This window comes from Clostridium carboxidivorans P7 (assembly GCF_001038625.1).
Taxonomy (GTDB): Bacteria; Bacillota; Clostridia; order Clostridiales; family Clostridiaceae; genus Clostridium_AM; species Clostridium_AM carboxidivorans.
In genome coordinates this window covers 1970318-1983885 of record NZ_CP011803.1, presented here as the reverse complement: position 1 = coordinate 1983885, position 13568 = coordinate 1970318, and the positions used below count along the sequence as shown (strand labels likewise).

The 13568-nt window shown below is 27.7% G+C and carries 10 protein-coding genes and 1 other annotated feature; of the genes, 8 read left to right on the top strand and 2 right to left on the bottom strand.

All coding sequences use genetic code 11. The annotated features are described in order from the left end of the window. The first annotated feature begins 18 nt into the window (after window positions 1-18). The 4 genes from Ccar_RS08500 (at window position 19) to Ccar_RS08485 (ending at window position 3258) form a co-directional block, all read left to right on the top strand. Entirely contained in the window at window positions 19-558 is a 540-nt protein-coding gene (locus Ccar_RS08500; RefSeq protein WP_007059066.1) for a Chromate resistance protein ChrB, read from the top strand. Between the two features lie 214 nt (window positions 559-772). Further along, window positions 773-1402, top strand: coding sequence for an O-methyltransferase (locus tag Ccar_RS08495; protein ID WP_007059067.1), 630 nt, complete (start codon window positions 773-775; stop codon window positions 1400-1402). 38 nt (window positions 1403-1440) lie between these two features. Beyond that, on the top strand, window positions 1441-1893 hold the full coding sequence (locus tag Ccar_RS08490; protein ID WP_007064674.1) for a Fur family transcriptional regulator: 453 nt from the start codon (window positions 1441-1443) through the stop codon (window positions 1891-1893). Between the two features lie 168 nt (window positions 1894-2061). Beyond that, window positions 2062-3258 (top strand): MFS transporter, encoded by a 1197-nt coding sequence (locus tag Ccar_RS08485; RefSeq protein WP_007059070.1) that lies wholly within the window; start codon window positions 2062-2064, stop codon window positions 3256-3258. A gap of 338 nt (window positions 3259-3596) precedes the next feature. Here Ccar_RS08485 and Ccar_RS08480 read toward each other — a convergent pair whose 3' ends face one another. Both Ccar_RS08480 and pdxR read right to left on the bottom strand, forming a co-directional pair. Then, a complete protein-coding gene (locus tag Ccar_RS08480; protein WP_007059071.1) occupies window positions 3597-4292 on the bottom strand; it encodes an aspartate/glutamate racemase family protein in 696 nt (231 codons plus the stop codon). Beyond that, window positions 4293-5771: a MocR-like pyridoxine biosynthesis transcription factor PdxR gene (pdxR, locus tag Ccar_RS08475; RefSeq protein WP_007064675.1), complete on the bottom strand. Its 1479-nt coding sequence runs from the start codon at window positions 5769-5771 to the stop codon at window positions 4293-4295. A gap of 291 nt (window positions 5772-6062) precedes the next feature. Here pdxR and Ccar_RS08470 point away from each other — a divergent pair, with 291 nt between their 5' ends. The 4 genes from Ccar_RS08470 (at window position 6063) to Ccar_RS08455 (ending at window position 13466) form a co-directional block, all read left to right on the top strand. Next, window positions 6063-6962, top strand: coding sequence for a sensor histidine kinase (locus tag Ccar_RS08470; RefSeq protein ID WP_007059074.1), 900 nt, complete (start codon window positions 6063-6065; stop codon window positions 6960-6962). A 24-nt stretch (window positions 6963-6986) separates the two neighbouring features. Continuing rightward, entirely contained in the window at window positions 6987-10091 is a 3105-nt protein-coding gene (locus tag Ccar_RS08465; protein WP_007064676.1) for a DEAD/DEAH box helicase, read from the top strand. Window positions 10092-10261: 170 nt separating this feature from the next. Continuing rightward, window positions 10262-10469: a binding site (T-box leader), on the top strand. A 220-nt stretch (window positions 10470-10689) separates the two neighbouring features. Next, the gene (locus Ccar_RS08460) at window positions 10690-12111 is read left to right on the top strand and encodes a sodium:solute symporter family protein (RefSeq protein WP_007059076.1); all 1422 of its coding nucleotides are present in this window, start codon (window positions 10690-10692) and stop codon (window positions 12109-12111) included. Window positions 12112-12173: 62 nt separating this feature from the next. Further along, entirely contained in the window at window positions 12174-13466 is a 1293-nt protein-coding gene (locus Ccar_RS08455) for a lactate racemase domain-containing protein (RefSeq protein ID WP_007059077.1), read from the top strand. Window positions 13467-13568 lie beyond the last annotated feature (102 nt).

Below are 13568 nucleotides of genomic sequence, written 5' to 3'. Positions count from 1 at the left end.
AAAGGATGAAAGTAACTTATGAGTATGAAATTTTTAGCTCTTACATATAAAGTTCCAAGCAATACTTCTAAAAACAGGGTATATATTTGGAGAAAAATCAAAGATATAGGAGCTGTTTATTTACAACAGGGAGTAGCCTTGCTGCCATATGAGGAAAGGTTATTTGAAATTTTAAAAGATCTTAGAGAAGAGGTTAATAATTTAGGGGGAAAGTCAACTTTAAGTGAACTAAACTTTATAAGTGAAGATGATGAAAAATGTATTATATCAGAATTTAAAAAGCAGATAGATGAAGAATATATTGAATTTGAAGATAACTGTCAAAGATTAATATATGAACTTGATCGTGAGACTGAAAATGGAAAGTTTAAATTTTCTGAGCTTCAAGAGAATGAGGAAGAGTTAAAAAAATTTCAACGTTGGTATGAAAAAATTACTAGTAGGGATTATTTCCATTCAGAAAGAAAATGCAGCTCAAAAGAAATGTTCGAAAAAGCAAAAGCAAGATTACAGGAATATTCACATGAAGTTTATAAAAATGACAAGGTACACCAGTAAACTGGGTTGAAGTAAACCAAGTGATATTGTAACGTTTTTGATTTTAGACAAACTTAATATTGAAGAACAAGTTAAAAATTCTTTATGAAATTAATATACATAAAGAGTTTTTATTTTTTTGCATTTTAAAAATATAATTGACGTTACATGTAACAAGTGTTACAATAAACGTGTGTTACATGTAACACCAATAAAATGTTGGAAGGTGTGTATTATGGATTTTGATAAAATTGATTTGTATATCAAAGGATTATATGAAAAGAAAGAAGGAATAAAAAAGAAAGAATATATAAGTAGAACTCAGTTAAAAGATTTTATACCAGTTATTGATGATGATGTTGCAAGAATGTTAAAGTTAATGATTAGAATTACAAAATCAAAGAGAATTTTAGAAATTGGAACTAGTATAGGATATTCAACTACATCCATGGCTAGAATTGTAAAAGAATATGGAGGGAAGATAACTACTATTGAATATGATAAAAAAGTAGCAGCTCAAGCTAAACAAAATTTTATTAATGCAGGCCTTGAGAAATACATTGAATTAAAAATTGGAGATGCAAGAGAAATAATTCCTAATATTAAAGATAAATTTGATTTAATATTTCAAGATGTAGATAAAAAATTATATCCAGAACTTTTTGAGCATTGCCTAAAAGTTTTAAAAACAGGAGGATTATTAATAGCAGAAGATACTCTTTTTCCTGTACTGGAATTAGAAGCAAAATGGAGTGAACTTATTGAACCTGTTGATGAATTTAATAAATTAGTTATTAACTGTTCTAAACTTGAAAGTAGCCTTATACCTATTGGCGATGGAGTGATTATTGCTGTTAAAAAATAAAAATATTTATGAAATTGTAGAAAATACGAGAGGTATTTATGGAGAATTTATTAGAAAAAGTAAAAAATGATTTAAAAATAAAGGGGGTTAAAGTAACACTGCAAAGACAAAAAATATTAGATGTTATTATTAAAAATCAACATAAGCATCTAACTACTGAGGAAATTTATATGATCATACGAAAGGAATATCCTGAAATTGGCCTTGCCACTGTTTACAGGACTATGCAACTATTGGAGCAAAACAGTATAGTTTGTAAATTTGATTTTGATGAAGATGGAATTAGATATGAATTTATGGAACCAGGTAATGAACATCAACATCCTCATTTTATATGTAAAGAGTGTGGTAAAGTATATCCAATAAAGGACACTATGTTAGGTTTTGTCAAAAATAAAATTGAGAAGAAATATAATTTGAAAATAATTAATTATAGTCTTAAATTTTATGGGGTTTGTGCAAATTGTAATAAGGAACTTTCGGAGAAATAGATAGTACATATGATTCTTAATTTTGTACATTCAGCTTCAGTTGGGTAAGTTGTAAAATTGAATTTTTAAGATAATTAATAGAACATGAAGTAGGTAGTAAGATATTAGGATATAAGGGAGCTTAGCAATTATATTATTTTAACAATTAAGATTTTGGAGGTTTTGAAAATGAATAATTTTATTTCAAAAAATATAGATGATACAAAAAGTTATTCGCTAATTACATTGATACTGTTTTGGTCAGGATTAGTTATAATGTCTAGTTTGTATGTTACAATTCCATTGGTTTCAACATTTTCACAAATTTTTTCAGTGGAGGTTTCTAAAGCTGTATGGAGTAGTAGTGGATTTTCACTTTGTTTTGCAATTGGTTGTTTGTGTCATGGACCATTGTCAGATCGCTATGGTCGTAAAAAAGTAATAATTATTGGATTAAGTGCTTTGACGATTATTTCTTTCCTTTTAGGAACAGTACATAACTTAGTAACACTTATTACACTTCGAGGAATACAAGGTGCAGCAGCAGCAACTTTTTCACCTGTAGCTCTTTCATATGCAGTAGAATTATTTCCACCTAAAAAAAGAGTTGTAGCTATTGGATTTATCAGTACAGGATTTTTGATGGCAGGAATAATTGGACAAGTTTTTAGTAGTTTTGTGAATCAACATATAGGATGGAACTTTGTATTTTATATTCTTGGACTTATATATTTAATAACTACTTTATTAATAATACTGTTTATACCTAATCTTCCTATAAGCCAGCCTGATACTAATATTTCAAAGGTATTTAAACAGATGAAAAATGTATTTAAGATAAAATCATTGAAATATGCATATATTATTGCTTTAGTACTATTATTGTCATTTGTTGGTATGTACAGTGCATTAGGTAATTTTCTAAGTAGTCCTAAATTTAATTTTACTACTCAACAAATATTATACGTACGGCTTATAGGAATTATTGGAATGGTGCTGTCACCATATGCAGGAAAGTTAGTAGAAAAATTTAGTATTATATCTGTTCTTAGAGGTTCATTATTACTTTCAATTATAGGACTTGCATTAATAGGAATTAGTAGAAGTGCTCTATTTATGATTATTATGAGTGTGATTTTTGTAATAGGTATTGCAATTACTACTCCAACTTTGATTTCATTAATTGGTGTGCTTGGAGGAAAAACAAGAGGTTCAGCAGTTTCTATGTATACTTTTATATTATTTTTAGGTGCTAGTATTGGGCCAGTTTTAACTATGCGCTTACTTAAGACTGGAAGTTACACCATTACTTTCACATCTCTTGCAGCTTGTTTAGTGATAGGAATTTTGGCTACATTCTTTATAAATTTAGAGAAAAATGACTAGGAGATAAATATCATAAAAATAATTCATAATATAAGCAAAATGCGAAGCATTTTTTAGAGGACAATTGACAGAGGACAGAGGACAATGAAGGTGAGTTTTCCTCCTTACGTCAGAAAACTAATTTATTTTAAGCTTATTTTGCTAACGCAAAATAAGCTTTTAATTTATATAAATCAGCAATGTTTCACTTTAGTGAAACGAGCCATCAAAAATTTAATTAAAGATTTTTTGCAGCAAAGCGGAGAAAAATCATCCTTCACTGTCCTTTGTCAATTGTCCTCTGTCCTCTGAAAAGTTGTGTCGCAATGTGCTTTAAATTCGTATTAACAATTTAGATGTTATTTATTTAAAGCAAATTCAACTGCAGAAACAGCATGTATTGTTGTTGTATCAAAAACTGGAATGTCAACATCTTCTTGTTTTATAAGTAGAGGTATTTCTGTACAACCTAATATTACTCCTTCAGCACCATTTAATTCTAGATTTTTTATTATTTTTTTATATTTTTCTTTTGAAGATTCATTTATTATTCCCTTACATAATTCTGTATAGATAATTTCATGAACTATTTCACTATCAGCTTCATTTGGAATGATTACATCAATATTAAATTTTTCCTTTAACACTTTTTTATAAAAATCTTGTTTCATGGTAAATATTGTTCCAAGTAATGCAACCTTTTTTAATCCATTGTCAATTACTTTTTCACCGGTTGCTTCCGCTATATGTAAAACTTTTATTCCTACTCTATTTTCTATGGCATTTGCCATTTTATGCATTGTATTGGTGCATATTACAATAAAATCTGCACCTGCATCTTTAAGCTTTTTAGCAATATTCACCATAATATCAGTTAACTCTTCCCATTTATTTTCATGCTGCAACACTTCTATTCTTTCAAAGTCCACTGAATACATTAAGCATTCAGCAGAGTGAAGTCCTCCTAATTTTAATTGAGTAGTTTCATTTATAATTTTATAATAATCTAGGGATGATTCAAAGCTCATTCCACCAATCAAACCAATTTTTTTCAACTAGTACATCTCCTTTTTAATTATTTCATCTAAACTATTTCTTAATCGTTTTATACCTGTAACTATTTCTTTTCTCTTGGGATAAGTAAAATTTAGTCTAATAAAGTTGCTTTTTTCTTTATTTTTAGCATAAAAAGAATTTCCGGGAATATAATTTACTTTATTCTTTATTGATTTTTTTAATAGTAAATTTAAATCAATACTGTTTGGAAACTTACACCACAAATAGAATCCTCCTTGTGGTTTGTAAAACTCCACTTCTGTAAAGTTTTTTTCTAATTCTTTAATCATTAGATCTCTTTTGAAGGTATATTCTTTTTTTATTCTTTTAATATGATTTTCATAGTAGCTTTGCTTTAGAAATTCACATATCATGTGCTGGCTTAAGGTATTTACATGCAAATCAGTTAATTGTTTAAATGAACTTAATTTATTTATTACTCTCTCTGGTGCAACGATCCAACCAACCCTAAGACCTAGAGAAATGACTTTTGAAAATGTGCTTAAATAAATAACATAATCATTTTTATCTAAAGCTTTTAAAGAAGGTAAATCTTTTCCTTCATATCTTAGTTCACCATAAGGGTCGTCCTCAATTAAAGGAATACCATACTTTTCAATAATGCTGATAAGTTCATATCTTCTTTCTAAACTCATTGTAATTCCAGTTGGATTTTGAAAATTTGGAATGCTGTAAATAAATTTTGGCTTTAATTTATTTATTAAGTATTCTAGTGCATCAACTTGAATTCCATATTCATCAACAGGTACTGCTACAATTTCAGCACCTAGAGCTTCAAATAATTGAATAGCACCGAAGAATGTAGGTTCTTCTACTAAAATTATATCATTAGGATTTACAAAAGCTCTTACAATTAAATCCAGTCCTTGTTGAGAGCCTGAAGTAATCATTATGTTGTTAGTAGATATTCTAACTTCTCTATTTAGCATTAAATTTTTAATTTCTTTTTTTAGTTCATTATACCCAGTTACTGGACTGTGTAAAAACATGTTTTCTACTTCATCTTTTAATAATTTAATTTGAACTTTTTGAAATTCATTTTTGGGAAACAGTTCAGGTGATGGAATACCACCAGCAAAGGAAACTATTTCATTATTCCCAATATCCATTATTCTACTAATAACATCATTATGATTGTTTTTTGAATTTTTACTGTATATTTCATCCCAAAATAAATGTTTTCTAAAGCTTGTGGATCTATTTTTTAGTGTATTTTCATCGCAGAAAACAATATAGGTTCCTTTACCAATCTGTGAATCAATAAGACCTTCAGCTTTAAGTTCTTCATAAGCTTTAACAACTGTACTTCTATTAACATGTAATATTTTTGCAAGCTCTCTTTCAGATGGTAATGTGTAATCTAAAGGAAGTCTTTTTAAATAAATCATATCTTTTATTTGATTTTTAATTTGAAGGTATAAAGCAGTTTTACTATTTCTTTCAATGTTAATTTTCATATAATCACTCGCTTAGCTAAGTTTGTTTATAGTTTTATTATATCAATTTTATTCTACTAAAAAACCTCCAATTTAATGTTTTATAATACCATCCACTTGATTAATAGTTCACATTAATTATATAAATTATGTTTAATTCTGTTTATAAGTAGGATATAATAAATATGTGAATAATAGAAAAATGTTTGAATTATATATTAATATAAATGCGAAATTTTAATAAAAACAGTATTAATACCTGTGAATATTAGTGCTGTTTTTGTATTTCTATTTTAGAAAGGCAGGGACAAGGTGGTATACATAATTATATTTTTATTAATTATATGTGTATTTTTAGCTTTTCGTTTGTTTTATGTAGAAGGACAAATAAAAAGCATAACAAATCAGATTGTATATATTAATGCAAACAAAGTGGATAAAAAGATAACTATAGGATTATTAAACAAAAAAATTGAAAAGTTGGCTGAGAAAATAAATGAAATTATACAAATAAAAAAACAAAGTGAGGCAAATAAGGTTAAGCTTGAAAATGACTTAAGACAAACCATTGCAAATATGTCTCATGACCTTAGAACGCCTTTAACATCAATAATAGGATATATTCAATTTTTAAAATTAGATAATACAAGTGAAGATGAAAAGAAGGAATACTTAGATATAGCTGAAAAGAGGGCAAAGGCACTAGAAGTTTTGCTTAATGATTTTTATGAATTATCTTTAATAGAGTCATTAGATTATGAATTGAATTTAGAAAAATTGAATATTAATAAAATATTACAAGAATGCATATTAGGGAAATATACTGATTTTATAAATAGAGATATAAATCCAAGAATAGAAATACCTAAAAATAATATATATATTATAGCTGAAGAAAAATCTTTGCAGCGTGTAATTGAAAACTTATTAAGTAATAGTGTTAAATATGCAAAAGATAATGTAGAAGTATGTTTAAAATTAGAAAAGAATACTGCAATATTACAGGTAAAAAATACTGTTGAAGATTTGACTTTAGATGATGTGAAAAATATTTTTAATAGATTTTATATGGCAGATAAAACACGAAGTGGAAAAGGAACTGGTCTTGGACTTGCTATTGTAAAGGGATTGGTTCATAAGATGAATGGTAGTATATCAGCAGATATTAAAGAGAATGTATTAAGTATTTGTTGTAGATTTCAGAAGGTTTAAGTAATATAGGAAAGTGGTGAGAAAATGAATTTAAAGGAATTGGAAAAAATAATTTTCAAACCATCATCTAATTTTATGCGAAAAAGCGGAGAAAAGATATTTAAAGAAGGATTGGTTTCAAATATAAAGGGAAAAAATATAAATAATACATATCACATATATGGGGATGTAAGTCAAGGTGCTAATGAAAGAAAATTTAAAACATATATAAAAATAAACTTATTGAATAAAAAATTAGAAGATGTAAGCTGCAGCTGCAGTGATTTTAAAGAAATTTCCCAAAGTAAGAAGTTATTTATGTGTGAACATTTAACAGCTAGTGCATATAAATTTTTAAACTTTTTTTATAAGAAAAAAGCTTTGGAAAAAGATTTATATGAAAATAGTAAAAAAATTATATTAGATATAGATGTAAAGATAACTTGTAAGTCATGGAAGGGAAGTACTAGCTATGAATTGGAGTTTAGATTAGGTAAAGAACATAAATATTTAATTACTAACATAAAGAGCTTTATTTCTCATATAGATAATAAAACAAGTATTCCTTTTAGCAGTCAATTTATTTATAATCCCATTAAATATTGTATTTCTTCTGAAAGTATGAAAATTGTATGTTTTATTAGAGAATATATTCACATAAATAAAGGAATATTGGCATCAGTAAGAAATTTAGTAATTAATCCTAATGATTTAAGAGAATTTCTGCAGTGTATTTGTGGAAGTAAGATTGTATTTAAATATAATGCTATAGAATATAAGGCATTGGTTACAAATGAAAATTTACCTCTTAGCTTCACACTTAAGGAAAAAAATGAGTGTTTTGTGATAACAACCCATAAAAAGCTGCCTGTTGCTTTAAATGAAAATAGAGATGTTTATCTTTTTAATGATAAGATTTATTTGCCTTCAAATAGTCAAATTAACAAATATGTTCCTTTGTATAACAAGTTTGAAATGAAGAATGAAATTTTATATGGAAAGACTATAGAAAATTATAAAAAAATTATTGCATTACTTAGCAGTATATCAAAAGATGTTACTGTTTCAGAAAGTGTAAAGAGGTTTGGGTCTAGCTCATTTAAATTGGACTTTTTTATTTATGAGGAAAATTCCAATGTCTATTGTGATGCTTTTATAACCTATAATAAGGACAAATTTAATATATTAGAAAATGCTGATAGTAAAGAAAAGCTTATAAGAAATTTTAATAAAGAAGAAAAAGTTATTATGAAGCTTGAATATTATAAATTTATAAAAAGAGAAAATCGATTTATGTTTATTGGCAATGATGAAGATCTTTTCTATATTTTGAGAAATGGTAAAGATAACATACACTCATTAGGTAATGTTATTATAGGAGAAGGATTAAAAAATAAGGTTTACGATGCATCATATGTAAAATTAAATTTGTATGAAGAAGATGGATATTTTAAGCTTAATTATAATATTGGGGATATTAACCCAAATGAATTTGATAACATTTTTCAAAGCTATAAATCTAATAATAAATTTTATAAAACTAAGGATAATGAATTTATAGATTTTGAAGATGAAGGTATAATAAGTTTATTTAATTTAATACAAGTATTAAGCGCTAATGAGAATATAGAGGATACAATAATTATAGATAAAAATAAAGCTTTATATTTAAAAGAAGGCTTAAAGAATAGAAATTTTAAGTTTACTAGGGGGGAAGAAATATTAAAAAATATAGAATCTAGGCTTGAAGACATAAATCACGACAAAGTAAGAGTACCTAGTAATTTAAAAACAGAACTTAGAAAGTATCAATTTAACGGATTAAAGTGGTTTAAAAATTTAAGTGAATTAGAATTAGGTGGTATTTTAGCAGATGAAATGGGGCTTGGTAAAACAGTACAAACAATAGCATTTATTATGTCAGAAGAAAATAAGAAAACTTTAATAATCACTCCAACATCATTAATTTATAATTGGAGAGATGAAATAGAAAGATTTGCACCTGATTTAAACATAGGAATTGCGTATGGAAGCAGTGTGAACTATGAAAAAATAATAGATGAACATGAAGTGATTTTAACCACTTATGGAACTTTAAAAAATAACATTGATAAATATGAAAATATTGAATTTGATTATTGTATCATTGATGAAGCACAAAATATAAAGAACCCTTTAGCACAAATCACAAGAACTGTTAAACACATTAAAGCAAGAGTAAAGTTTGCACTTACTGGAACTCCAATTGAAAATAATTTAGTAGAGCTTTGGTCTATATTTGATTTTGTAATGCCTGGATATTTGTATTCCAAAGAAGTTTTTGAAAAAAAGTTTATTTTGGATAATGATTGTGATTTGGATAGTATTAAGCTATTAATCAAACCTTTTATTCTAAGAAGAACTAAAAAGGAAGTTGTAGAAGATTTACCAGATAAAATAGAAAAAAAGATATTAGTTGAAATGACATCAGCTCAAAAATCAATATATAATTCTTATATAAAGGGTGTTAGGGAAAAAGTAAAAAATAATTATCAGGGAAAAATAGAGGTTTTTTCTTATCTAACGAAGTTAAGACAAATTTGCTTAGATCCATCTATTATATTTGATGAATATAAAGGAGGAAATGGTAAGCTTAAAGTGGCATTATCATTAGTGAAAGAACATATAACCTCTGATGGAAAAGTACTTTTATTTTCTCAATTTACTTCTGTACTCAAAAAAATAGGAGAAGCCTTAAAAGAAGATGATATTGAATATTTTTATTTAGACGGTTCGACTAAATCTAAGGAAAGAATTAAATTAGTAAATGAATTTAACAGCTGCACAAAAGTAAAGGTATTTTTAATTTCATTAAAGGCTGGAGGTACTGGACTTAATTTAACTTCAGCAAATTTAGTTATTCATTTTGATCCATGGTGGAACCCAGCAGTAGAAGATCAAGCTACAGATAGAGCACATAGAATAGGACAAAAAAATGTGGTAGAGGTGATTAAATTAGTTGCAAGAGGAACTATAGAAGAAAAAATCATTTTATTACAAGAGCATAAAAAAGAATTAATTCATAATATTATCACAGGAGAACTTAAAAATAGTAATGTAATAAATAAGTTATCAAAGGAAGAATTAATACAACTTTTTGGTAGTGGTTAGAAATATTATAATAATGTAATTGATATTTTAAATAATTATAAATTGGATAAATTCAAAGAAAATTAATGAAAAATGAATAAATTAACGATTACATAAGGATATTTAGCTTGCTATAGACTTGCACGAGTAAAATTTATGATTTATAATTTGAAACAATAAATGTAGTAAATTTAAAAGCGATGACGGAAAGAGTAATTGTGCAGATTCAAAAAGAGAGCTAATGGTTGGTGCAAATTAGCGATGAAGCATGGTGAAGTTCATTCCTAAGTTTCAGGTTGAAATTAAGTAGACCATGGCGTAAGACCTACGTTACAGGTAAAAGTGGATTATTTATGTAATCAATCAGGGTGGTACCGCGAGAAAGAACTCGTCCCTTTTCAAGGTACTTTTTTTATACCCAAAATTCATAAATAATTAAATAGAGTGGTACCGCGATATTTTCGTCTCTAACTTTGTTAGAGATGATTTTTTTAATATTTTCAATTTACCACTATACAGTGTTGAAAAATAATTTTACTTTTAAGAATATAAAGATTTCGCGAAAATTTATATAAATACATATGAAATTATTGAAATTATAAAATGAGGAGGGCTATTTATGAATATATCTTTTATAGTTGTAGCTATTTACGTTGCTATATTATTTTGTATTAGTTTTTATGCTAGAAAAAAAGCATCATCTGGGGCAGAAGGTTATATATTGGCAGGCAGGGGATTAAATACTACCCTTATAACTGTTACAATGGTGGGGCTTGCTATAGGAGGCTCATCTACTATAGGTGTAGCTGAACAAGCTTATAAGGTAGGACTTTCAGCAGGATGGTATACTGTTGCATGGGGTGTAGGTTCTATTCTTATGGGGTTAATAGGAGCAAAGAAATATAGACAGTTAAATGTTTCCACAGTACCAGAAATGTTTGAAAGATTTTATGATACTAAAGGAAGAATAGTTTGTGTAATAGGACAAATAGTAATTCAACTTATGATTACTTCACTTCAATATATAGCAGGAGGAGCAATTTTATCTTCATTACTTCCAGCTGTATTTACATTGAAAACAGGAATGATTACTACTGCAGTTGTATTCATAGGAATAACTTTTATTGGGGGTATGTGGTCTACAGGACTTTGTAATTTATTTAATGTACCTTTAAAATATATGGGAGTCATTGTAGTTACAGTGTTAGCAGTAGCTTTTAGTGGTGGAATTCATAATATGGCTTTAAAAGTTCCAAATGCAGCTACTTATTTTCATCCAGTGAATGGATTAGGGTTGCCTACAATAATAGTATGGTTTATAGTAATGATAACAGAATGTTTTTCACTTCAAGGTGTTGTACAAGTTTCCTTTTGTGCAAAGGATGCAGATGCTGCAAGAAAAGGATACATAATAGGAGGGCTTTTAATGATTCCTATTGGTTTCTTTGCAGCAATGCTTGGAATGGTTGCTAGAGTGTCATATCCAGGTGTAAGTGCTACTATGGCACTTCCAATGGTTATTACATCTTTAAATCCATTACTTGCAGGTATAACTTTAGCAGCTTTATGGGCAGCTGATATATCAACAGCTTGCAATATGCTTTTGGGTTCAGCAACTTTATTTTCACAAGATATATATAAGAGATTTGTCAATGAAAATATAGGGGAAAAGGAACTTATGAAAATTACTAAATTCTTTGTAGTAATTTTAGGAGTAGTAACATTCTTTATAGCTATTCAAGCAAAGGGAATATTGAGTTTATTAATGATGGCTTTAAGTTTAACTACTGCTTTTAGTATAGTATTTATATTTACAACATTTGTACCATCTATTTGTAGAAAAAATTCAGCATTTAATACAGCAGTAGCAGGAATTATAGTGTTAGTAGTATGGCAGTTAGTACCAGCAGTAAGGATATTACCTCATGTCATATATGCAGAATGGATAGTTTGTCTTATAACATTCTTAATAACTCCATTGTTTGATAGAAAAACAATTAATGCTGTGGAAGGAATTGAAGTGGCATTAAGTGAAAATTAAATTTATGAATCATTAGAAGTTGATTTTTAAATAATTACATTATAAAAGGGGGCATTTTTAATATGAAAAAGGTTGAAATGAATTATGGAAGCACATCTATGGAGATATGTGTAGAGGAAAAAAATTTAATTGGGGTAATTGAATCTAATAAGTTAAAAGAAGAAAAAAGTGAAGATGAAATTATTAAAGAGGCTTTAGAAAATCCAATAGGGAGTGCCAGACTTAAAGAACTTGTACATCAAGGAGAAAAAGTATGTGTGGTAATTCCAGATGTTACTAGAGCATGGCAAAAAACAGATAAATATTTAAATAAAGTAGTAGAAGAAATAAATGCTGGTGGAGTTCAGGATAAAGACATAGTCTTTATAAGTGCATTGGGGTCGCACAGAAAGCAAACAAGAGAAGAGCATGAAAAATTGCTTGGAGAAAAACTTGCAGCTAGATTTGAGGTTATAGATCATGATTGTTATGATAAAGATAATCTAGTATATCTTGGGGAAACTACTTATGGCAATTCTGTTTACATAAATAAAATTGCCATGGAATGTGATCATATAGTAATAACAGGTGGTATAGTATATCATTTACTTGCAGGTTATGCAGGCGGAAAGAAAACTATTTTACCAGGTATATCTGGTGCAGAAACTATAATGAAGAATCATTCACTTTCCTTAAATGATAATTTAGGTGAAAGTATAAGAGATGGTGTATATCCAGGTGGTATAGAAAACAATCCTGTACATCAGGATATGCTTCAGGCTGCTAGCTTTGTAAGGCCAACCTTCATGTTTAATGTAGTAATGGGTTCAGAAGGGCAAATAGCTGCTGCTGTAGCAGGAAATTATATAGCTGCTCATGAAAAGGGAATGGAAATTTTAAAGAATATAGATGGAGTAGGTATAAAAGAAAAGGCTGATTTAGTAATTGCAAGTTCAGGAGGATATCCAAAGGACATAAATTTGTACCAAGCTACAAAAACATTGACAAATGCTAGAGAAGCAATAAATGAAGGTGGATATATGATTGCACTTCTAGAGTGTAGAGAAGGCCTTGGGGGAGGAAAAGAAATTCAAGATTTGATTTTGAACTATGATAATATATTTGACAGAGAAAAATTTGTTAGAAATAATTTTTCAATTGGCAAATTTATAGCATATTGCATGTGTGAAACTGCTTATAAATTTAAAGTGATTTTGGTATCGAATATTAAGCAGGAGTTAGTTAAAAATGCTAATATTACTGTTGTAAAAACTGTAGATGAAGCTTTGAAAATAGTGTATAAAGAAAAGGGAGAAAATATTAAAACTTATTTGATGCCTCATGCTGCAAATACACTGCCAATACTTACAAAATAAAATGTTATTAAGGTTGCTATAATTATGAAAAGTCTAAGAGCTTAATTAATTATAGCAATCTTAAAGTTTATGAATAAAAAATATAATTCTTAAATTATGATA

Bases quoted from the DNA above. Each gene is read 5' to 3' on its own strand.
- Ccar_RS08500 (WP_007059066.1), top strand. From the start codon at position 19: ATGAGTATGAAATTTTTAGCTCTTACATATAAAGTTCCAAGCAATACT.
- Ccar_RS08495 (WP_007059067.1), top strand. From the start codon at position 773: ATGGATTTTGATAAAATTGATTTGTATATCAAAGGATTATATGAAAAG.
- Ccar_RS08490 (WP_007064674.1), top strand. From the start codon at position 1,441: ATGGAGAATTTATTAGAAAAAGTAAAAAATGATTTAAAAATAAAGGGG.
- Ccar_RS08485 (WP_007059070.1), top strand. From the start codon at position 2,062: ATGAATAATTTTATTTCAAAAAATATAGATGATACAAAAAGTTATTCG.
- pdxR (WP_007064675.1), bottom strand. From the start codon at position 5,771: ATGAAAATTAACATTGAAAGAAATAGTAAAACTGCTTTATACCTTCAA.
- Ccar_RS08465 (WP_007064676.1), top strand. From the start codon at position 6,987: ATGAATTTAAAGGAATTGGAAAAAATAATTTTCAAACCATCATCTAAT.
- Ccar_RS08460 (WP_007059076.1), top strand. From the start codon at position 10,690: ATGAATATATCTTTTATAGTTGTAGCTATTTACGTTGCTATATTATTT.
- Ccar_RS08455 (WP_007059077.1), top strand. From the start codon at position 12,174: ATGAAAAAGGTTGAAATGAATTATGGAAGCACATCTATGGAGATATGT.